This is a genomic window from Streptomyces sp. NPDC001401, assembly GCF_042895385.1.
Taxonomy (GTDB): Bacteria; Actinomycetota; Actinomycetes; order Streptomycetales; family Streptomycetaceae; genus Streptomyces.
The window spans coordinates 881,065-901,878 of sequence record NZ_JBIAWI010000001.1 but is presented as its reverse complement, the minus strand read 5'-3'; the positions used below and the strand labels follow the sequence as shown (position 1 = coordinate 901,878).

Below are 20,814 nucleotides of genomic sequence, written 5' to 3'. Positions count from 1 at the left end.
ACCGCAGGACACCTTCGGGACGGATCCTGCCGTACTGATGCCGCACCCGGACCGCACCTGGACCTCGCACCCACCGGCTCGGCCGGTACGGACGTAGCGTGAGGGTATGCGCGTGCTGGTCGTCGAGGACGAGGAGCGGTTCGCGGCCGGGCTCAGGGACGGGCTGGAGGCCGAGGGCTTCGCGGTGGACGTCGCGCCCGACGGTGTGGACGGGCTGTGGCTGGCCCGGGAGAACGCTTACGACGCGATCGTCCTCGACATCATGCTGCCGCGCCTCAACGGCTACCGGGTCTGCCGGGCGCTGCGCGGCGAGGGCGACTGGACGCCGATCCTCATGCTCACCGCCAAGGAGGGCGAGTGGGACGAGATCGAGGGCCTCGACACCGGCGCCGACGACTATCTGACCAAACCGGTCTCGTACGGCGTCCTCCTCGCCCGCCTTCGGGCGCTGCTGCGCCGCAAGGCGCGGGAGCGGCCCGCCGTCCTCGCCGCCGGTGACCTGCAACTCGACCCCGCGACCCGCACCGTGAGCCGGGCCGGGCGCGGCGTCGAGGTCACCGCGCGCGAGTTCGCCGTCCTGGAGTTCCTGCTGCGCCGGGCCGGCGAGGCGGTGTCCAAGCGGACCATCCTCGACCATGTGTGGGGCGACGACTTCGAGGGCGATCCGAACATCGTCGAGGTGTACGTACGACGGCTGCGCAACAAGGTCGACCGGCCCTTCGGGAGGCAGTCGCTGCTGACGATGCGGGGGCACGGGTATCGGCTGGTGCCCGATGACGGGTGAGCAGCGTCAGCAGCGGCGCCTGCGGGCCGTGCGCGTGCGGGCCACGCTCATCGCCGTGCTGGCCGTGGCGATCGCCCTGGTCGCGGGCGGCACGGCGCTGGTGCTCGGGCTGCGCTCCGAACTCTCCGGGGACGTACGGGACGCGGCGCGGGCCCGGGCGCAGCAGGTGGCCCGGGTGATCGACGCGGGACGCGGGGTGCCCGCGCCGACCGTGACCGATCCCGCCGAGGAGTTCCTGCAGATCGTGGACGCGGCGGGCAACGTGGTCGCCGCCAGCGGCAACGTCAGGGGAGAGCCGGCGCTGGCCCGGCTGAGCCCGGGGCGGAGCGCGTCCGTGCGCACCCCGCTCGACGAGGACCCCTTCCTCGTGGCCGCCGTCGGCGCACAGGACGGCGACCGCAAGCTCGTCGTGCTCGACGGCCGGGCGCCCGCCGGGGTCGCGGAGGCCAGCGCGACGGTCACCCGGCTGCTGCTCATCGGCCTGCCCGTGCTGCTGGTGCTCGCGGCCGCCGCGACCTGGGCGGCCGTGGGCCTGGCCCTGCGCCGGGTGGCCCGCGCCGAGGCGGCCCAGCGCCGCTTCGTCTCCGACGCCTCGCACGAGCTGCGCTCACCCGTCGCGGCCGTCCGCCAGCACGCCGAGGTCGCCCTCGCCCACCCCGGGCGCACCGACGCCGGCGCGCTCGCGGCCACCGTGCACGACGAGGCCGTACGCATGCAGCGCCTCGTCGACGACCTGCTGCTGCTCGCCCGCGCCGACGAGGGCGCACCGGCCGCCCCCAGGCGGCCCGTGGACCTCGACGACCTCGTCCTGGAGGAGCTGCGGCGGCTGCGCTCGGCGACCGGTCTGCGCATCGACGGCACCGCGGTGGGCGCGGCCCGGGTGTCCGGGGACGAGGACGCGCTGCGCCGCCTGGTGCGCAACCTCGGGGAGAACGCGGCACGTCACGCACGCACGCGCGTGGCGTTCACGCTGGCCGACACGGGGGACGGGCGGGTGCGGCTGGTCGTCGAGGACGACGGCCCCGGGATTCCCGCCGCCGACCGGAAGCGGGTCTTCGAGCGGTTCGTACGGCTCGACGAGTCCCGTTCGCGCGCGGCGGGCGGCGCCGGGCTGGGCCTCGCGATCGTCGCCGAGGTGGCGGCGGCGCACGGCGGGAGCGTGCGGGTGGAGGACGGGGCGCGGTTCGTGGTGACCCTGCCGTCGGGGGAGCGGAACTGAACGCTCCGTCAGGTGTGTTCAGCCTCCGTTCAGCGGTGCCGCGGGACGCTGGCCGGCATGAGGAACAAGACCATCTGGCCCGTTCTGGGAGCTGCCGTGCTACTGGCCGGCGCCTGCTCCGGGAACCAGGCGCACCACGGCGACTGCGTCCACGTCGTCGACGAGAGCACCGGGAAGACGGCTGCATCCTGCCTGCCGCTCGCACCGAAGAGCGACCGGGTCGACCTCGCGCAACCACGCTTCACCCACCCGACCCGGATCACCAACCCGACCCACCCCACCGCCGAGGTCACCCAGACCGTCTACGGCGGCCAGGAGTCCGGCAAACCCTTCCGCACCGAGGTCACCCTCCTCCCCGGCACGAAGACCATCAGCTGGGGCGACCGCACCATCCACGCCGTGACCTCGCAGTACGTCGCCTTCTCCGCCGGCCGCGTCGAAGAGGTCGCCGACGACTACTACGCCCAGGCCGACGACGGCTCGGTCTGGTACCTCGGCGAGGACGTCTTCAACTACGCGGACGGCGTCGTCGCGGACACGGAGGGCACCTGGCAGGCCGGCCACAAGCACGCCCCCGGCGCGATGATCATGCCCGCCCACCCGCACAAGGGCGATGTCTACCGCACCGAGAACGACCCCGGAGTCGTCTTCGAACAGGTCACGGTCAGGGCCGTCGGGCAGACCGTCGACGGGCCGTACGGGAAGATCAGCAACGCGATCACCGTGCACGAGCTGCACATGGACGGCACGACCGAGGACAAGGTCTTCGCCCCCGGGTACGGCGAGTTCTCCACCGGCGCGGGGGGCGGCGACCTGGAGGCGGTGTCGCTCGCCGTACCGACGGACGCGAAGCGGGCACCGGTGCCGGCCGGGCTGTCCGCGCTCGACAAGGCGGTCCGCACGGCCCACGCCGGCCCTGCGCCCGCGACGGTCCGCGCGGTGCGCGAAGCCTGGGACGCCTACCGCGCCTCCGACGCCGTACCGGCGCTGCTGGTACGGCAGATGACACGGGACCTGGACACCTGGCGCAAGGCGCCGCAGGACCGGGCGGCGGCGCTGCGGGCCGAGCAGAACACGACGGATCTGCTGCTGCGCTACGAGCCGCTGCAGACCGTCGACCGGGCGCGACTCGGCATGTGGGCACGGCAGTCGGGGATCGACGCCCGGGCGCGTGACGCGGGTTCCGTCGCCGGGGACGTGACCGGCCTCGAACTCGTCCTTCAGCGGGGCGACACCCCCAAGTCGGCAGCTCTCACAGCAGATTTGAAGAAGGCCAGGGAGGCGGCGGACCGCAAGGACACTGCGGATGCGGGACGGATCGCACGGCAACTGACCGTGGACATCGCAGCGCTTCGGTGACGGCCGGTGTCTGTCCGCGGCTCAGGCTCCGATCGGGGCGAGCACCAGCGGCTCGATCCTGCCCTCCAGCATGTAGCCCAGGCCCCGCACGGCACACACGTCGGGCTGTTCGGCGATGTGCACCGGCATCCCGGTGGCCTCCCGCAGCATCTGGTCGAGGCCCGGCAGCAGCGCGCTGCCGCCCACCATCATGATCCCCCGGTCTACGAGGTCGGCGACCAGATCGGGCGGGCACTCCCGCAGCACCCGTCCGATGCCGTCGAGCACGGCGGTCAGCGGGGTCTCGATCGCGTTGCGCACGGCGGCGGTGTCGACCTGCACCGAACGGGCGAGCCCGGTGACGACGTCCCGCCCCCGGATCTCCGTCGAGGCCGGCCCCTGAGGGGTGAGCCCCATGTTGGACAGGGCGATGTGCAGGGGACGTACGGACTGGCCGGGGAGCACCAACTCGTGCTGGTGGCGCAGGTGTTGGACGATCGCGTGGTCGACGGCCTCGCCGCCGACGGGAATGCGTTCGGCGGCCACGCTCGACCCGAGCGAGAGCACCGCCACCTGGGTGGTCGCGGTCCCGCACGCCATGATCATGGTCGCCTCGGGCTGCTGCACGGGCAGTCCGCACCCCACGGCGGCGGCGATGAGCGTGTCGACGAGCTCCACCCGCCGTGCACCCAGCCCGACGAGCGTCTCGACGGCCGCCCGGCGGGCCAGCGGGTCGGCCTCGTGCGGGGTGCAGACCGCGGCCCGCAGGTAGGGCTTGCGGCGCAGGGCACGTCGGATCTTGTCGCCGAGCAGGCCCCGGAGCATGCGCTGCCCCATCTCGATGTCGACGACGGTGCCGCCGGACACCGGGCGCACGACACGGATGTAGTGCGGAGTACGGCCCTTCATCCGCTCGGCGAACTCGCCCACGGCGATGAGCGCGCCGGTCCGGGTGTTCACGGCGGCGACGGACGGCTGGTCGACGACCAGGCCGGCGCCCCTGACATAGACGCGGGTCCGGGACGCCCCCAGGTCAACGGCGAAATGGCAGCGCCGCAGCTGCTCCAGACGTGCGGTCATGCAGGGTCCTCCAGAAAAACGCAGACCGTGAGGGGCCGCCGGGCAGCGGGTCCCACTGGCATCGTGCGGTGCCGGAGGCGGGTGGCGCCTTTTGTGGGGGGCCGGTCGGGGTGCAGCTGAATGGGCGTTCTGTGGTTTATGCCCGTCAGTACGGGGGTCCTGGCGTCTCGCCGAGCGCCGTCAGCCGAATCGAGCACGCCACCGAAAGCCCCGGCACCGGCCAGTCGTGCAGTGCGTTGCGTACGGCGCTCTGGGCCGCCCCGGCGCGGGTGACCGGGTGGCGGCGGGTGATGCGGCGCGCTTCCTCGGTGAAGTGGGCGAGGAGGCGTTCGGGGACGTCCGTCGTCGCGCCGCGGACGTGGGCGACCGGGTCGTCGACGTGCCAGGACAGTTCGACGGAGGCGACGAAGGTGCCGCCTCCGAAGCTCGGCAGAGGGACCTCGCGGGCGGCGTGGTGGATGGTGAGGTCGACCTCGTAGTAGCTCTCGGCCTCCGGGGTGCGGGTGAGGCTCAGCTCGCCGCCGGGGAGGGCGTAGACGACGTTCCGTGTCATGCCGTGGGGCTTGGGGAGGGGCTGTGCGGTGGGCAGGGGGTAGGGGCCCAGCGCGGGAGACGGGGGAAGGGTGCCGTCGTGAGACGTGCTCGGCATATGGGGGAGGTACCGCCAGCCGGGCACCGGGTCGGAGGCCTCGCCCAGCTCGGCACGGAGGGCGGGCGACACGGTGATGACGCCGGGCGCACCGGCCCTGTCCAGGAGCTGCCGGGCCGCCGCCCAGTCGGGCTCTTCGTCCTCTTCGGTGTGGAAGCTGATGGCCAGCCGAGCGTCGAACAGTTCGACGAGCCTGTTCCCCAACTGACCCAAGGTGGCGCGGAGAAGGGGCTGTACGGCACTGGAATCCAGGGACACGGCGTATCCCTTCTCGCGCATGCTCACGTAGCGCGTCCCCTGCAGTCCTCCGCTCGCCGTGAGCAGCCGCAGCACCCAACGGCCCAGCGCCGGAAGGGAGTCCTGGTCCTCGGGGCCGTCGGCGAGGTCGAAGACGGCGAAAGCCGCCCGGCCGGGCGAGGACTCGGCGGACTCCTCGTCGGGATGGCCGGTACGGAGCGTGGACTCCTCGTCGGGATAGAGCAGCGAAGGCAGTTCCTCCGGGTGGAAGCTGCCCTCCGGTGTCTCGTCCGGGGCGAAGAGGCCGAAGCTGGTGTTCTGGTCCGGGCCCGGCTCGTACTCCGGCTCCGGCGCGTCGTCGGGGGTCTCGCCGAACTCCTCGCGCAGTTCCCGTCCCAGGAGGACCAGTTCGGGGTTGGTGCCGCCGGAGAGCCGGTACTCCTCGTACACCTCCAGGGCTTCGGCGATACGGCCCTGGCGCTTCAGGGCGATCAGGTACAGGCGGCGGAAGTCCTCGCGGGACGGGTGGGCGTCGACGAGTTCGGCAAGGTCGTGTGCTGCTCGCTCGAACTCGCCCAGGTCCAGGTCGAGTTCGGCGCGGGTGCGGTGCAGGCCGAGGCGGAGCTGGAGGAGGCGGGTACGGGCGGTTCTGGCGGCGGGGCCGGGCACACCCGCCAGCGGATCGCCGCTGCGCCACAGGCTCAGGGCTTCGGTGACCGCCTCGTGCGCCTCGGTGAGGGCGTTCTCCGTGCGCAGCACGTCGGCCCGCCACACCAACTCGTCGCAGTGGACCAGGTCCACGTAGTCCGCGCTGGTGTGCACGGCGTAGCCGTCGGGGCGGGTCGCCAGTACGCCGGGGCCCAGCACCGTCCGCAGCCGGGACGCGATCCGGCCGAGGGCAGCCATGGCGTCCTTCGGCTCTTCGCCGCGGTTCCAGATGCCCGCCCTGAGGTCGTCGTGGGTCACGGTGTGGCCGGTCTTGAGCAACAGCATGGCGAGCATGGCCCCTTCATCCGGCTTCAACTCGACAACGGGAGACCGGTGCGGAAGCTCAACGCTCAGCGGGCCCAGGACGTAGTAGAAGCGCTGCTCGTACGCCTCCCGGGCGCTGGGCCGCAACTCCGGATCCATGAGCAGTTTCAGGCCCTGCTGCTGGGTCCACAGGGACCGGGCCATCAGCATGTTGAAGGCACGTGCGTACGTCCCCTGCACGGCGAACGGCACGTGTCCCAGCCAGTTGTGCTCGATGGGCGGCGTCAGCCGTGACGTGCCCGAGGCCAGTTGCAGCAGCAGCTCGCACAGTGCCCGCAGATCCTCCGCACGTCCCGGCGGGCCCGAGGTCTGCCCCGGTTCGAAGAGGCTGAGTTTCGCCGTTCCGTCGGAAAGGAGCACCACTCGGGACATACCGAGAGCGCCGTGCGTGATTCCTGCCGTGTGGATGGCCGATAGGGCGTCGGCGAGCTGGCTCCCGATCGACACCGTCAGCGGCGTCGGCAGGCGGTAACCGTTGGGCGCCGCAAGGCTGTTCAGGGCGAGACCGTCCAAGTGCTGCATGACGATGTACGGAACGTCGTCGTCGATGCCGAAGTCGTGGACGGTGACCACATTGGGGTGGTGCAGGTCCCGCAGCCGCCCCGCGTCCCGGAGGAACGCCTCGCGCCAGGCGGGATCCGTGACCGGCTCGTGCAGGCGCAGCGCCACCGTACGGTTCTCCTCGGTGTCCTGCGCCAGCCACAGGGACTTGGCGGGCTTGAGCCGCCGTATCACCCGGTAGCGGCTGCCGAGGCCTTCCGGGACCGGGAACTGTGCCCTGCCCTCCCCGGTCAGCTGCCGTGCACTCTCCGGACTCACCGTCGCGAACGGCTCGTGGTCCACGGCCGTCGGTGTCCCGTTCGCCACGGGCACCGCGCCCGGGATCTTCCCGGGCGCCGACCCGGCCTGCTCGTCGATCAACTCGCCCATCCGGGCGAGCAGTTGGGCCGTGCGCACCCGGGCCGTCCGGGGCAGGCCGCGCAGCAGCAGATCGCGCACGCCGGGGCGGAAGGCGTACGAACCGGGCGAGCTGGGGAGTGCCGTGAGCATGCCGCTCAGGATCACCTCGGCGAGGTGCTGGGGACGCGGCCGCGGTTCGAGGGCCGCGTGGACCAGCCGCATGACCGACAGGTCGGGGCGGCCGAGGGCCAGGTGCCCGGCCAGCCGGAAGGACTCCGTGGAGGCGGTCGCCCGGAACCGGAGCACCAGGTCCTCGGCGGAGAGGAGGGCGACATCCGTGCGGTCGTCACAGTCCCCCCGGAGGGGGCCGGTCAGCAGCGCGGCCGAGGCGGGGTGTTCCGTTCCTCCCGGTGTCGCGATCAGCGCCGCCCAGTTCGCCAGCCACTCCGGGCCCGGTTCCAGCACGGGGAGCGCGATGGCGCCGTCCCCATCGGAGCCGACCGTCGTGTCGTACGGCGTGAAGGCGAGCGCGGCGGTGGGGGCCGCCGGGTACGGAGCGGACAGCCGTCCGGGTGCCGTCGGCAGGGCGGTGTCCGGCCAGAGGTGCTCGGGCAGTGGCTGTACGACGGCCAGCGGCATCCGCCGGGCCCAGCGGCGCAGCATGCCGTACCAGCGGCTGCCCGCGGGACCCTCCCGCCACTGCGGGCCCATACAGTCGCTGACCAGGAGGGTGACCGTGCGGCCGTCGGTGGGTATCGGGGTGGTGGGGCGGACCGTGCCGTCGGGGTCGGCGCGGTGGAGGACGACCGTGCGGAAGATGCCCGACTGGGCCAGCGCCGTGTGCAGTTCATGGATCAGGGGGCGCCAGACCGGCATCGTGGGCCCGTCGTCGTAGACCAGGTTCAGGCGCAGCCAGCGTTCCCGGGCGGGGCGCATGACCGGCAGCCACCATTCGGGGGCCGCGCCCAGGCGGGCGATGCGGTCGGCGGTGGCCTGCTCGTCCAGTTCGAGGCGTACGGGGGCGTCGATACGGCGCTTGAGGGGGCGCAGGGAGCGCTGCAGGGGCAGGGGGTGGCGCAGCATCGGGGGTGCGGGGGCCAGGAGGGCGGCGTGCGGCCTCGTCGCCGGTCCGGGGCCGGGGAGGTGCAGGGGGACGCGGCGGGGCTGCGACGGCGGGGTGGTGGCCGGGTCGCGGTGGTGTGGTCGTGGTGGGGGCGGGGGTTCTGCGGTCTCGGTGGGGCGGGTTTCCGGGGCGGGAGGCTCCGGCGTCGGGGGTGGGCCGGGCTCGGCGGCAGGCTCCATGTGGCCGGCCAGCCACAGGAGTTCGGCGAGTTCGAGCGGGGTCGGGCGGGTGCCGTCGGCCGCCTGGGTCAGTACGTCGGCCAGGCGGGCGAGGGGTTCCGGGGCGCCGGAGGGCTCAGAAGGCATCGCTCTGCGGGCTCTCGCCGAGGTAGGGCATGAGCTGCTCGGCGAGCTCGTCGAGGTTCTCGGCGGGCAGGTCGGAGGAGCGGGCCAGGTAGATCGCGTTGAGGAGCTGGTCGGTGGCCAGGTCGCCGCCGCCCACCCGGGACAGGAACCGGCCGATCAGCCGTTGCGCGTCCGCGTCGGGCTCCTCGTCGAAGTGGGCGCGGACGATGTCGGCGAGCCGGCTGTCGTCGGGCTGGCGCAGGCGCAGGGTGACGCAGCGGCGCAGGAAGGCGGGCGGGAACTCGCGCTCGCCGTTGCTGGTGAGCACGACGAAGGGGAACGCCTTGCAGCGGACCCGGCCGCGCCGGACGGGGACGCGCTCGTCGGTGCCGTCGACCAGCACCTCCGCCTCGGGGGTGCTGCGGGCGGTGCGGACCAGCTCCGGGATCTCGTACTGGCCCTCCTCCAGCACGTTCAGCAGGTCGTTCGGCAGGTCCAGGTCGCTCTTGTCGATCTCGTCGATGAGCAGGGCGCGGGGGCGGGCGTAGGGGAGGAGGGCGGTGCCCAGGGGGCCCAGGCGCAGATGGTCCTCGATGCCGGTCTCCGGGGTCGTGGTGTGCCGGGCCGCGTACAGGCGGGAGAGCGGGTCGTACTGGTAGAGGGCGTCGTGCAGGGTGCTGCGGCTGGTGATGTTCCAGCGCAGCACCGGGCCGAGGCGCAGCTCGCGGGCGACCGCGTAGACCAGCGAGGACTTGCCCGTGCCGGGCGGACCGGTGACCAGGAGCGGGCGGCGCAGATACAGGGCAGCGTTGACCAGCTGGACAGTCTGCTCCGTGGCCCGGTACGTCTCGGCGCGATGGGTGCGGTCCGGGGAGGTGGCCGCGGCGTCGTCGCCCGCGTCCGGCAGGCCGAGGACCGGTCCGCCGTCGAAGGCCCGCCAGGGCGGGGGTGGCGGCAGCTCGGTGATGCCGTCGTGCGGCTCGTTGGTGCCGGTGTAGACGGGCCACAGGGGCATGGGACTTCTCTCCGTGAGGGTGTGGCGGGCGGCTCAGTCGACGGGGGAGCGGAGGCTGGCGGCGGGCTCGGGAAAGCAGCGCGGATCGTCCCAGAGGAGCTGTACGTCCTTCGCCCAGTGCCGCTCCGGCTCGGCGTCCGCCTCCGCGGTCTCGCGCAACGCCCTTACATGGTGCGGGAGTTCGGCGGGCGGTATACCGGCGACGGAGGCGGCGAGCTCGTCGAGGAACGCGGCACCGGTGCACGGGGCGTCGTGCCGGGAGTCGGCGCAGCCCGTCCTCGGCCACAGCAGCACCGGGACGGGGGTGTTGAGGCCGATCTCGAAGTGGTGCCGTGCGGTGGCGGGCGGGAAGCCGAAGCCGGCCAGCTCGGCGTCGTCGTCGCGCAGCCGCTTGCGCAGGCTCGGCGGATGCTCCGGGGTGCCGCACTCGACGCGGTGCAGACGCGCCCCGCGACGGGCATCCAGCGTCTGCCACTTCTTCGCCAGCCGGTGGCGCAGACCACCGCTGTGGTGCCGGGCCCGGTCCATCACGACGAGAGGGTAGGCGCAACCCAGCGGTGTGGAGTCGTCGGCACCGCACTCCCACTGCGCCACCGGCTCGTTGAGCCACTCTCGGGGCAGGACGAACGTGATCAGCTCGTCCGCGTCCGGGGCGAGCTGGGTGAACGCCTCGTCGATGCGCTCCTGGACATAGGCGCGTACTGCGGTGCGCGGCAGCCGGTGCGACCCCACCCGCCGCCTCCGGCCGTCCCGGTACGCGGACACCTCCACGGTGACCTGGTCGGCGCCCGCGCCGCTGTGGTCGATCTCGACGAGGATCGGGGACCACGCGGACGCGGCGGCGACGGCGTCCGGGACATCGAGCAGCTCCGCCAGCCGGTCGGCGAGCCGGGTGGCCGCCCCGGGGTCGGGCACCTCCCACTGCACATACACGGTCGCGTGCCACAGCGAGCCGAACCCGCCCTCGGGCAGCGGCGGCCCGAACGGGCCCACGGCGTCGACGTACAGCCGGTCCGGGTTGCAGTCCGTGCCTTCGGCCACCGCCCGCCGCACCAGCGTGTACAGCCGCTTCATGGCGTCCGGCCGGTGCTCGGGCGCGGGGACCAGCTCGCCCAGCTCGGGCCAGTAGCGGGCCATCACCTGGGTGGGCAGCATCCGGCCCACTCGTACGTCCTTCGCGCCCGCGATCGCCGAGACCATGCCGACGACCCTGCCGTCCCCCAGGGTCACCGCCGCTCCGCTGAACCCGGCGGCGAGCGGCTGCCCGTGCGCCGTCGCGGCCTCCAGCTGCACCCACTCGTCGGCGATCAGCGTGCTCGACACGGCACGGTACTGGGCGAGCGTGCCCTCGTCGTACCCGACCGGGAAGCCGTACGCCTCCAGCAGCGGCGAGGGGACGCCGTGCTCGGTCCCCGGCGGTGCGAACACGGCCGGGGCCAGCGGCACTTCGCGGTCCAGCTCCAGTACGGCCAGATCACCGGGGTCCGCCGCGGCGCCCTCCCAGCCGCCGTGTACCGCCACGGTGGCGGACAGCGCACCGAGCTCCTTGCGCTGCGGGAACGACACGGTCACCTCCGCCGCGTCGCTCTGCCTGACGACATGGGCGCACGTCAGCACCCGCCGCGCGGAGACGAGGAAACCCGCGCCGACCTCGTTCCCGCACTCGATACGGGCGTGCCAGGCGGCTGTGCTCATGACTGGCCGGGGGCCGCGGGAGCCGGATGCGGCGGTTCCGGATCCGGGCGGGACGGCTCCGGCGACCAGCGGAGTTTCACCACCAGATGGCCCTCCGCCGCGCCCTTCGCGATCACCGCGCCCGTCTCCGCGCTGAGCTTCACCCCGAACTCGAGCTCCACGGAGTCGGGCTTGAGCGAGCCGTCCCTGAAGACCCTGAGCGCCGACTCGGCCGCCGCCCGCACACCGTCCAGGGCGCCCTCGAAGGTCCGCGCGGCCTGGACGGGACCCCCGCCGCGGGAGACGAGCCGGGCGCCGGACTCGCTCTCCACGCCCTCCACGACGACCCGGGCACCGTCCTCGGTCCTGAACTCCATCAACCCGTCCATGGCGCCGCTCGCTCCCCCGTGCTGTGTGACCTCGCCGAACTTCATTGTTGCGGACGGTGCTTGGTGATGTCCCGGGTTCTGCGGCTTGGTGTGCCGGCCGGCATGTCAGGGGTTCGCCGGGCCGGCGATGCCCCGGATCACCCCCAGCTCCACCAAGTCCTGCGGTCGGATGCGCAGTTGGTCGGCGGTTGCCTCGACCTGGTCGGCCGGGCGCTTGAGGATCGCGGCCGCGAGCTCCGGTGCGATCACCGAGAAGTAACTGTCCGGCGTGGCCCAGGTGTTGCCCGGCGCCGCCAGCGCCAGCGCGCCGCCGGAGCCGCCCTCGCCGATCACCAGCGTGGTGACCGGTACGCGGGCGGCCGCCACCGCGCCGAACAGCTCCGCGATCGAGGCGCCCGCGCCCTGCCGCTCCGCCTCCGCGTCGTTGGCCGCGCCCGGTGTGTCGACCAGGGTCAGCACCGGGATGCCCAGGCGGTCGGCCAGCCGTACCAGGCGGGCGGCTGTGCGGTAGCCCGCCGGGCGGGTGGGGGTGCCGGTCTGGGCGGCGTACGCGACGGTCCGTCCCGCGTGGTCGCCGAAGCCGCAGAGCATGCCCTCTGTGTCGGTGCCGCCGGAGCGGTCGCCGTTGATGGCGACACGGTGCGTGAAGTATGCCGCCAAGTACGTCTCTGCGCACGGGCGTTGAGGTGAGCGAGCATGTTGGACTGCGTCCCAGCCGGTGGCGGGGAGGGTGCCGGTGCCTAGGGCGGCGGGGACGGGCGCGGGCTCAGCGGGGTTGGGGCTCGGGGGAGGTGTCGCTTGCCCGCGCTTGCGGGGTGCCGCTGCGCCCACCCGTGCCGCCCCAGCGGCACGACTGCCCGCAGCTACGACGGTGAGCAGCCGTAGCCACAACCCGAGCGTCTCCCGCAGTTCGCCCGCAGGCACCACCGCGTCCGCCGACCCCGCTGCCACCTGTGCCTCCGCCGTGTACGCCGTTGGGTCCGCGTCCGGCGGTCGTACCCGTGATCCCGCGAAGCCCACCTGCGCGCCCGGGAGGGCGAGGATCACGTCGGCGCCTGCGCCGAGGGTGGCCCAGCCGCCGCCGGTCGTCGGGTCGCGGAGGACGGCGATCTGGGGGAGGCCGGCCTCCCGGGTGAGTGCCGACTGGCGGGCCACGCGCTGGAGTTGGGTCAGGGCGAGCATGCCCTCCTGCATACGGCTGCCGCCCGTGGCCACCAGCGGGACGACCGGGAGGCGGTGGGCGCGGGCGTGCGTGTACGCCGCTTCCAGGCGGTCGCCGGTGCGTTCGCCGAGCGAGCCGCCGAGGAAGCCGAACTCGAAGGCGATCAGGACCGCCCGGGTTCCCTCGACGCTCGCGGTGCCGCACACGACCGACTCCGTCTCGCCGGTGCGTTCGGCCGCGCGGGCGCGCGAGGCGTCGTAGCCCTGCCAGGCGAGGGGACCGTCGGGCCCGGACTCCCTTGCGGGGGCGGGGAGTTCGGTGAAGGTCGAAGGGTCGGTGACCAGTGCCAGGATCTCGCGGGCGGAGAGGCGTTGCTCAGGCACGGTGCAGCGCCCGCTTCATGATCTTCCCCATGTCGTTGCGGGGGAGGGTCGAGAGGTAGTGCACCACGCGCGGGCGCTTGTGCGGGGCGAGGCGGGCGGCCACATGGTCCGCCAACTCCTCGGCGCCCGGCGGTGATTGGGGGTCCGTCGGCACCACCCACGCCACGATCCGCTCGCCCAGATCCTCGTCCGGCTCCCCGGTGACCGCCGCTTCCCGCACCCCCGCATGCTCCAGCAGTGCGTTCTCGATCTCACCCGCCCCGATCTTGTAACCCCCGCTCTTGATCAGGTCGGTGGCCTTGCGACCGACGATCCGGACGTAGCCATCCGGGTCCCGCACCGCCATGTCACCGGTGCGGAACCAGCCGTCGGCCGTGAAGGCGGCCTCCGTCGCGTCGGGCCGGTTGAGGTAGCCGGTGAACAGGTTCGGGCCGCGCACCTGGATCTCGCCCACGGTCTCGGAGTCGTACGACGTGATCGGCGACCCGTCCTCCTCCACGAGCCGCAGCTCGACGCCCGGCAGCGGCACGCCCACCGTGCCCGCACGCGGCTCGCCGTCCGCCCGCACGCTGGTGTTCATCAAGGTCTCCGTCATGCCGTAGCGCTCGACGACCCGCCGTCCGGTCGCCGCCGTGATGCGCTCGTGGTCGTGGACGGGGAGGGCGGCGGAACCCGAGACCAGCAGCCGCGCGCGGCCGAGGGCCTTCGCCAACTCCGGTTCCGTTGCGAGCGCCTGGGCGATCCGGTGGTACATCGTCGGCACGCCGAACAGCATGGTCGCGCCGTCGTTCAGCTCGCGCGCCACGCCCTCCGTGCTGAACCGCCCCAGGTGGCGGACGGATCCGCCGCGCCGGAGCGGGCCCAGGATGCCCAGCACCAGACCGTGCACATGGAACAGCGGCAGCCCGTGCACGAGTACGTCGTCACCGGTCCACTGCCAGGCGTCGGCTAGCGCGTCCAGCGTGGTCGCGATCGCCCGGCGGGGGAGGACGGCGCCCTTGGGCGGGCCGGTGGTGCCGGAGGTGTAGACGATCAGCGCCGGGTCCTCCTCGCCGAGGGAGGGGGTGGGGGCGGGGCCTCCCGCGCCGGTCACGTCCACATCCACATCTACATCGACGCGCACCAAGTCCCGTACGGGATGGGGAAGTTCGTCACCGGGGGCCGTCAGCACCACCGCCGGCGCGCTGTCGGACAGGATGTGCCCGAGTTCCTTCTCGCCCGACTTCGGGTTGAGCGGCACCGCGGCCGCCCCCGCCTGCAGTGCCGCCACCACGGCCACCGCGGTCTCCAGCGCGGGCGTGGCCCAGATCGCCACCCGTCCGCCGCGCGGGAGCCGGGCCGCCAGGGCGCCGGTCGCGGTGGCGAGCTCGGCATACGTCAGGGACCGGTCGCCGAACCGGAGGGCGACCTGATCGCTCGGGCTCTCCAGGGCCGGGAAGAGAGGGAGCACGCCATCTCCTTGTCGTGTGCACGTAAACGAAATGAAGGTGTTACACCGCTGCAGGTGTGATGTCACAGCGCTCGGTGAGGCTACGGATGCGTACGGACAACACACGTACAGACAACCAGGTCCTCCCCCCACATCCGAACAGGATTGGACCCTACACATGCACTCCGAACTGAGGTGCTCACCCGCACCCCGGAACGCTCTCGCCTGCCCTCCGGCAGATACGACAGAGGAGACGACCACAGACAACGCGCCGCCCCAGGGGCACGTCGGCCACGTCCTGGCCGTCGGCGCCCCCGGCCCCAGGCGCGAAAACCTCATCCGCACCCTCGAGTCCACCGGCTACGCCGTCACCCACGCGATCCCCGGCGAGATCGGCCGCCGGGTCGCGCAGACCCCGCCCGACGCGATCGTCGCCCTCGACGGCAACGGCGTCGAACAGGCCGTCGACGTCGTACGGGAGATACGCACCGCCCCCCTGGGGCAGGCGCTCCCGCTCGTCATGGTCACCGACGGCCACGAGTCCGCCGGGGTCGCCCGGCTGCTGCACAGCGGCGCCGACGACTGCCTGGCCGAGGCGGCCGACCCCGTCGAACTGTCGGCCCGTATCGCCGCCAAGCTCCACCGCGTCCCGGTCCCCGTCGACCGGCTGCCCCAGGACCCGCGCACCGGCCTCTACTCCGCGCCCCACTTCCGCGACGAACTCGACCGCGAACTGCGCCGCCCCGGAAGCCGCCCCGGCCGCCAGGGCGGCGTTCTTGCGGTGGTCGGCGTGGCCGAGGCGGAGGCGCTGGAGGAACGCTTCGGGCCGCGCGTGCGCCGCGAGGTCGCGGAACGGCTCGCCGGTGTCGCGGAGCGGCTCGGCAACGGCAGCGACCGGCTCGGCCGGGACGAGGAAGGGCGGCTGCTCGTCCTCATGCCTGGCGTGGAGGAGGAGACCGCACGCCGCGCGCTCCAGGAGTTCGCGGTCGCCGTGGCCGGCACTCGGTTCGTGGTGGCCGACGAGAACGTACGGCTGACTCCGGCGATCGGCTGGGTTCCGCTGGCGGACGCGGATGCCCGCGCGGTCGATCGGGCCGCCGACGCGGTCGCCGAGGCGCTGCGCCACCGCGACCTGCGGCCCGTCCGCTACGAGCCGTGGATGCGGGCGACCAGCCACCGCCGCCGCGCCAGGGCCGTCGTACGACCGCTGCTGCTGGCCCTGTCCCCGCTGCTTGCGCTGCTGGTCGGCGTAGGAGTGCCGTTCGCCCTGTACGAGCAGGCGTACACCGTGCTCGGCTGGGACATCGCGTCCACGGTGTACTGGGTCGTGGTGGCGGGGCTGGTGCTGTCGGCGACGCTGATCCTCCTCGAATGCCTCTTCTCGCTCGACGCGCCCGCCCGGCCCGCCGCGCCCGCGCAGCCGTATCCGCCCGCGAGTGCGGTCATCGCCGCGTATCTGCCGAACGAGGCCGCGACGATCGTCGACACCGTCGAGTCGTTCCTGCGCGTCGACTACCCGAACGACCTGGAGATCGTCCTCGCGTACAACACGCCGCACCCGCTGCCCGTCGAGGACACCCTGCGCGAGATCGCGCGCCGCGACCCGCGGCTCGTGCTGCTCCCGGTGGCCGGCTCCACCTCCAAGGCGCAGAACGTCAACGCGGCCGTCTCACGCGTGCGCGGCGAGTTCGTCGGCATCTTCGACGCCGACCACCACCCGGCGCCGCACGCCTTCCGGCACGCCTGGGACTGGCTGTCGGGCGGCTACGACGTCGTCCAGGGCCACTGCGTCATCCGCAACGGCGAGAGCTCCTGGGTGGCCAGGCAGGTGGCCGCCGAGTTCGAGGCGATCTACGCCGTCAGCCACCCCGGACGGTCCCGGCTGTACGGCTTCGGCATCTTCGGCGGCTCCAACGGCTTCTGGCGCACCGATCTGCTGGCCCGCATCCGGATGCACGGCTCCATGCTGACGGAGGACATCGACTCGACGCTACGCGCGTTGAACGAGGGCGCGCGGATCGCCAGCGACCGGACGCTGATCTCGAGGGAGCTGGCGCCGACCCGCCTCAAGCCACTCTGGAACCAGCGGTCGCGCTGGGCGCAGGGCTGGCTGCAGGTGTCCCTGCGCCATCTGTGGCAGGCACTGCGCAACCCGTCCTTCACGCTCCGTCAGAAGACGGGATTCGTGGTCCTGTTGGGCTGGCGCGAGGTCCAGCCCTGGCTCTCCCTCCAGATCCTCCCGATCCTCCTCCACTCGGTCCTGCGGGCGGGCGGCGCCGACCGGATCCACTGGGCCACACCGGCCTGCCTGCTCGCCTTCGGCTTCACGCTCTCGGCCGGACTGGTCCAGACGGCCTTCGCGGGCCGCCTCGCCGAGCCCGAACTCCGGCGCAGGCGCGGCTGGTTCTGGCGCCACGCCCTGATCTCGACCGTCTTCTACACCCACTTCAAGAACATCGTGGCCAGGCAGTCGCACCTCAAGGAGCTGCTGGGGGACCGCCGTTGGCGGGTCACACCCCGAGCGGCGACGGCGACGGCGAAGGCGGTGGCCCAGCAGTGACCAGTCCACCCAAAGCAGCCGCCGTCTCGCGGCCCCGCAACCTCGAACTGCAGGGCTACCGGGGCCTTGCGGCCATCAGCACGGTCGTCTTCCACGTCTGGCAGCAGTACTACGTCTACGACACGAAGGGCGCCCACCCGCCGTTCGACAACCCCTACCTGGGCGCACTGATCTCCCTGGAGGTCATCGACCTGTTCTTCGTGATGTCGGCGTACCTGCTCACCCTCTCCTACGCCCGGGCGGCGATCGACGGCGAGGACCGCACCCGCCCGGCCCGGGACTTCCTGTTCCGCCGGGCGACAAGAATCCTGCCCCTGTACGTCCTGGCGGTCCTCCTGGTCTGGTCGCTGCGCAACCCGGCCCTCCCCGGCGACTGGCGCGACCTGCTCGAACACCTCACGTTCACGCACGTCTTCGACCAGAAACGCATCTTCTACACCCTGGGCCCGACCTGGTCCCTCTCCCTGGAGATCGCGTTCTACGTCACACTCGTCGCCGTCGGCCCCCTGGCGATCCGGGCCTGCCGCCGCCTGCGCACCCGCCGTGCCCGGGTGGCCCTGTGCGCGACGGGCTGCGCGGTGCTCTACCTGGCACCGGTGGCCTGGATCGCCGTCGCCCACCACGGCCTCGGCATCCCGCACACCGACTGGCCGGTGTACTTCGGCCCCCAGGCCCGCTTCGGCGGCTTCGCGGCGGGCATGGGCCTGGCGGTGCTGTCCGTGGCGCTGGGGGACCGGGGCCGGATGGGCGCCCGGACGGCGAGCGTGATCGCGGCGGCAGCGGCCGCGGGCCTGTACGCGCTGTCGTACTTCTCCTCACCGGAGAACATCTGGCACACGTACTACCACCCCCTGGCCGCGCTCCTCTGGTTCGCCCTCCTCCACTGCACGCTCCACATCCGCCCGTCCGCGCGCCCCCGCTGGCACGGCCTGCTGCGCGCCGACTGGCTCACCGCCGTCGGCCTCGTCAGCTTCAGCCTGTACATCTGGCACGAGCCGGTGATGCTGCTCCTGTACGACTCCGGCGCCCTGCCACGCACCCAGGCGGGCTTCCCGATGGTGCTGGTGCTGGTGCTCGCGGCATCGGTGCTGGTGGCGACGGTGAGCTACTGGACCGTGGAGTACCCGGGCAGCCTGCTGGCCGGGCTGCGGGACAAGAAGGGACGGCCGCGGGAGTTCTATCCGGCCGCTGCCTCCACTCCCTCCGCCCCGTCCACCAGCTCCACCACGTCCGCCACCACACAGCTGACGTTGTCCGGACCGCCGGCGGAGTTCGCCTCGGCGACCAGCGTGCGGACCGCCTCGTCGGGGGCCGCGACCGAGCCGAGCAGTTCGCGGATCCGGTCGTCGGAGACGACGCCCGACAGACCGTCCGAGCACAGCAGGTAGCGGTCCCCACGGGAGGCGTCCTGCAGACGCAGGTCCGGGGTTCCGGTGCCGAGGGCCTTGAGGAGGAGGGCGCGCTGCGGATGGGCCGCGGCCTCCTCCTCGGTCAGGCGGCCCTCGTCGATCATCGACTGGACCACCGTGTGGTCGTGGGTGATGCGGAACAACTCCCCCTCGCGCAGCAGGTAGGCACGGGAGTCACCTATGTGGACGAGGGCGAGGCGGGACCCCGTCCAGAGCAGGGCCGTCAGGGTCGTGCCGTTCTCGTCGCTGCCGTCCGTCGCATCCCGGACCGCCTCGGTCGCGCCCTGCACGGCGTCCTCCAGGAGATTGAGGACGCCGCCGGCCGGCAACTCCTCGGTGTCGTCCAGAAACCGCAGGGCCTCCACGGCCGCGCTGCTGACCAGTGCACCCGCCGGGCCGCAGCCGTCGGCCACTGCCAGCAGGCGTGTGCCCGCGTATGCCGTGTCCTGGTTGGCGGGCCTGACCAGGCCGCGGTCGGAGTGGGCGAAGTAACGCAGTTCCAGCATGGTGGTGTCCTTCCTCGGGTCTTCCGTCAGGTGGTCCACGAGGAACGCGGCGAGGTCCCGCCGTACCGCCGTCTCGGCCTCCACCCGCGCCCAGTACGCACGGATCTCCCGGGCGGCTGCCGCCGGTTCGAGGGCGCACACCGCACGGATACGGGCCAGCGGCATGCCCAGCCGCCGCAGCCACGCCACCAGCCGGGCCTGCTCCAACTGCCCGACGGCGTAGTAGCGGTAGCCGGTGTGCGGGTCGACCCGGGCGGGGCGCAGCAGTTCCAGCTCGTCGTAGAGGCGAAGGGCTTTCGGCGAGAGCCGGCAGGCCCGCGCGAAGGCACCGATCGTGAGCATGTCCATGCGCTTCATGTGCTCCATGTGCACCTCGCAGGCCTCTCCGTGTTCCCGCCACCGATGCTGGGGCTTCCCCGAAGGGGAAGGTCAATTCGGTTGCTTCGGTTGCGGGCGCCGTGATTAGCCTGCGAAGCAATCGAACGACGTATGACGTACGAGACTGGAGGCCCCCCGTGGTCCGTGTCGCCCTCGCCACCTACGACCCCGGCACGAAGCCGAGCAAGGACCGCGGTCTTCCCGTGCTGGTGGCGGCGCTGCGGGACGCCGGGGCCGAGGCCGTCGCCGTGCCCTGGGACGACGCCGACACCGACTGGAGCGGGTTCGACCTGGTTGTCATCCGGTCGACCTGGGACTACAGCTGGCGGGCGGACGAGTTCGTGGCGTGGGCGGAGAAGTGCGCGTCCGTCACCCGACTCGCCAATCCAGTGTCGGTCGTGCGCTGGAACACCGACAAGCGGTACCTCGGCGAACTGGCGGATGCGGGAGTACCCGCCGTCCCCACCCGGTACCTCGCACCCGGCGACGCCCCCGACCTCCCCGACGACCACGAGTACGTCGTCAAGCCGACCTCGGGCGCGGGCGCCCGGTACGCCGCCCGCTACACGCCTGACGACCACGACACGGCCGTACGGCACCTCGCCCGCATGCACGAGGAGGGGCTGACCGCGATGGTCCAGCCGTATCTGTCCGGCATCGACGTCAGCGGCGAGCGGGCCCTGCAGTTCTTCGGCGGCCGCTTCCTGCACGCCAGCCGCAAGGGCGCCGTGCTGGCCCCGGGCACGGCGTACGACGCCGCCAAGGTGGCCCACCCGAACCTGGTGCCGTGGACCCCGACCCCGGCCGAACTCGCCGTCGCAGAACGCGCGTTGGCAGCCGTACCCGATGCGCCCGAGCTGCTGTACGCGCGCGTGGACCTCGTCGACGGGGCGGACGGGGAGCCGCGGCTGATGGAGCTGGAGCTGGTCGAGCCGAATCTGTTTCTCGATCTGCATCCTGGCTCGGTATCCGCCGTGGCGGGGGCGATCCTGGCGGAGGGCGGTCGCCAGTTGCTCTGACCGCGTGGTTTCGCCGGCTGTCCGGGCGAGCCTCCCCGACGGAACGACTAGGAAACAGCGGCTGCCGCCTTGGGTGCGGCCGCCAGCCGCAGGCCGACCTCCACGAGGGTCCAGCCGAGGCGGGTACGGAGGTCCCGGCGGTGCCGGGCCGTGGTGGGGAGACGGTACGCGTCCGCTTCGGCGCGGAGTTCGGCGGCGCGGGCGTGGTGCAGGGCGAGGTGGGTCTCGGGGTGCATCGGGCTGC

General features: G+C 72.9%; 14 protein-coding genes and 1 pseudogene. 6 read left to right on the top strand and 9 right to left on the bottom strand.

Annotated features, from left to right (window positions below):
• Window positions 1-106 precede the first annotated feature (106 nt).
• Genes ACFY10_RS04195 through ACFY10_RS04185 form a run of 3 tightly spaced genes read left to right on the top strand, consistent with a single transcriptional unit; the run spans window position 107 to window position 3,362 of the window.
• A complete protein-coding gene (locus tag ACFY10_RS04195; RefSeq protein WP_390663490.1) occupies window positions 107-784 on the top strand; it encodes a response regulator transcription factor in 678 nt (225 codons plus the stop codon).
• On the top strand, window positions 774-2,003 hold the full coding sequence (locus ACFY10_RS04190) for a sensor histidine kinase (RefSeq protein WP_390663489.1): 1,230 nt from the start codon (window positions 774-776) through the stop codon (window positions 2,001-2,003). The genes ACFY10_RS04195 and ACFY10_RS04190 overlap by 11 nt, the downstream gene beginning before the upstream one ends.
• 57 nt (window positions 2,004-2,060) lie before the next feature.
• Window positions 2,061-3,362 (top strand): hypothetical protein, encoded by a 1,302-nt coding sequence (locus tag ACFY10_RS04185; protein ID WP_390663488.1) that lies wholly within the window; start codon window positions 2,061-2,063, stop codon window positions 3,360-3,362.
• A gap of 21 nt (window positions 3,363-3,383) precedes the next feature.
• Here ACFY10_RS04185 and ACFY10_RS04180 read toward each other — a convergent pair whose 3' ends face one another.
• The 7 genes from ACFY10_RS04180 to ACFY10_RS04150 all read right to left on the bottom strand — a co-directional run bounded on the left by ACFY10_RS04180 (window position 3,384) and on the right by ACFY10_RS04150 (window position 14,719).
• Window positions 3,384-4,421: a rod shape-determining protein gene (locus ACFY10_RS04180; protein WP_390663487.1), complete on the bottom strand. Its 1,038-nt coding sequence runs from the start codon at window positions 4,419-4,421 to the stop codon at window positions 3,384-3,386.
• A gap of 145 nt (window positions 4,422-4,566) precedes the next feature.
• A complete protein-coding gene (locus ACFY10_RS04175) occupies window positions 4,567-8,667 on the bottom strand; it encodes an SAV_2336 N-terminal domain-related protein (RefSeq protein ID WP_390663486.1) in 4,101 nt (1,366 codons plus the stop codon).
• Window positions 8,657-9,661: an AAA family ATPase gene (locus ACFY10_RS04170; protein ID WP_390663485.1), complete on the bottom strand. Its 1,005-nt coding sequence runs from the start codon at window positions 9,659-9,661 to the stop codon at window positions 8,657-8,659. Before ACFY10_RS04170 ends, ACFY10_RS04175 begins: the two co-directional genes overlap by 11 nt.
• Window positions 9,662-9,694: 33 nt before the next feature.
• Window positions 9,695-11,356, bottom strand: coding sequence for a trypsin-like peptidase domain-containing protein (locus ACFY10_RS04165; RefSeq protein WP_390663484.1), 1,662 nt, complete (start codon window positions 11,354-11,356; stop codon window positions 9,695-9,697).
• Window positions 11,353-11,724, bottom strand: a complete 372-nt coding sequence (locus ACFY10_RS04160) for a CU044_2847 family protein (RefSeq protein ID WP_390664131.1) — start codon at window positions 11,722-11,724, stop codon at window positions 11,353-11,355. The genes ACFY10_RS04165 and ACFY10_RS04160 overlap by 4 nt, the downstream gene beginning before the upstream one ends.
• A 105-nt stretch (window positions 11,725-11,829) precedes the next feature.
• A complete protein-coding gene (locus ACFY10_RS04155) occupies window positions 11,830-13,269 on the bottom strand; it encodes a carboxyl transferase domain-containing protein (protein WP_390663483.1) in 1,440 nt (479 codons plus the stop codon).
• Entirely contained in the window at window positions 13,262-14,719 is a 1,458-nt protein-coding gene (locus ACFY10_RS04150; RefSeq protein WP_390663482.1) for an acyl-CoA synthetase, read from the bottom strand. Before ACFY10_RS04150 ends, ACFY10_RS04155 begins: the two co-directional genes overlap by 8 nt.
• 157 nt (window positions 14,720-14,876) lie before the next feature.
• Here ACFY10_RS04150 and ACFY10_RS04145 point away from each other — a divergent pair, with 157 nt between their 5' ends.
• Window positions 14,877-17,258, top strand: a complete 2,382-nt coding sequence (locus tag ACFY10_RS04145) for a glycosyltransferase (RefSeq protein ID WP_390663481.1) — start codon at window positions 14,877-14,879, stop codon at window positions 17,256-17,258.
• Window positions 17,255-18,358 (top strand): annotated as a pseudogene (locus ACFY10_RS04140) (acyltransferase family protein); the annotation flags it as partial. The gene ACFY10_RS04145 and the pseudogene ACFY10_RS04140, both read left to right, overlap by 4 nt.
• Window positions 18,359-18,435: 77 nt before the next feature.
• On the opposite strand, the gene ACFY10_RS04135 reads toward ACFY10_RS04140, so the two are convergent.
• Window positions 18,436-19,521 (bottom strand): MerR family transcriptional regulator, encoded by a 1,086-nt coding sequence (locus ACFY10_RS04135; RefSeq protein WP_390664130.1) that lies wholly within the window; start codon window positions 19,519-19,521, stop codon window positions 18,436-18,438.
• Window positions 19,522-19,688: 167 nt separating this feature from the next.
• On the opposite strand from ACFY10_RS04135, the gene ACFY10_RS04130 reads away from it, so the two are divergent.
• A complete protein-coding gene (locus tag ACFY10_RS04130) occupies window positions 19,689-20,570 on the top strand; it encodes a RimK family alpha-L-glutamate ligase (RefSeq protein WP_390663480.1) in 882 nt (293 codons plus the stop codon).
• A 47-nt stretch (window positions 20,571-20,617) separates the two neighbouring features.
• Here the strand turns inward: ACFY10_RS04130 and ACFY10_RS04125 are convergent, their stop codons facing one another.
• Window positions 20,618-20,806: a hypothetical protein gene (locus ACFY10_RS04125; RefSeq protein ID WP_390663479.1), complete on the bottom strand. Its 189-nt coding sequence runs from the start codon at window positions 20,804-20,806 to the stop codon at window positions 20,618-20,620.
• Window positions 20,807-20,814 lie beyond the last annotated feature (8 nt).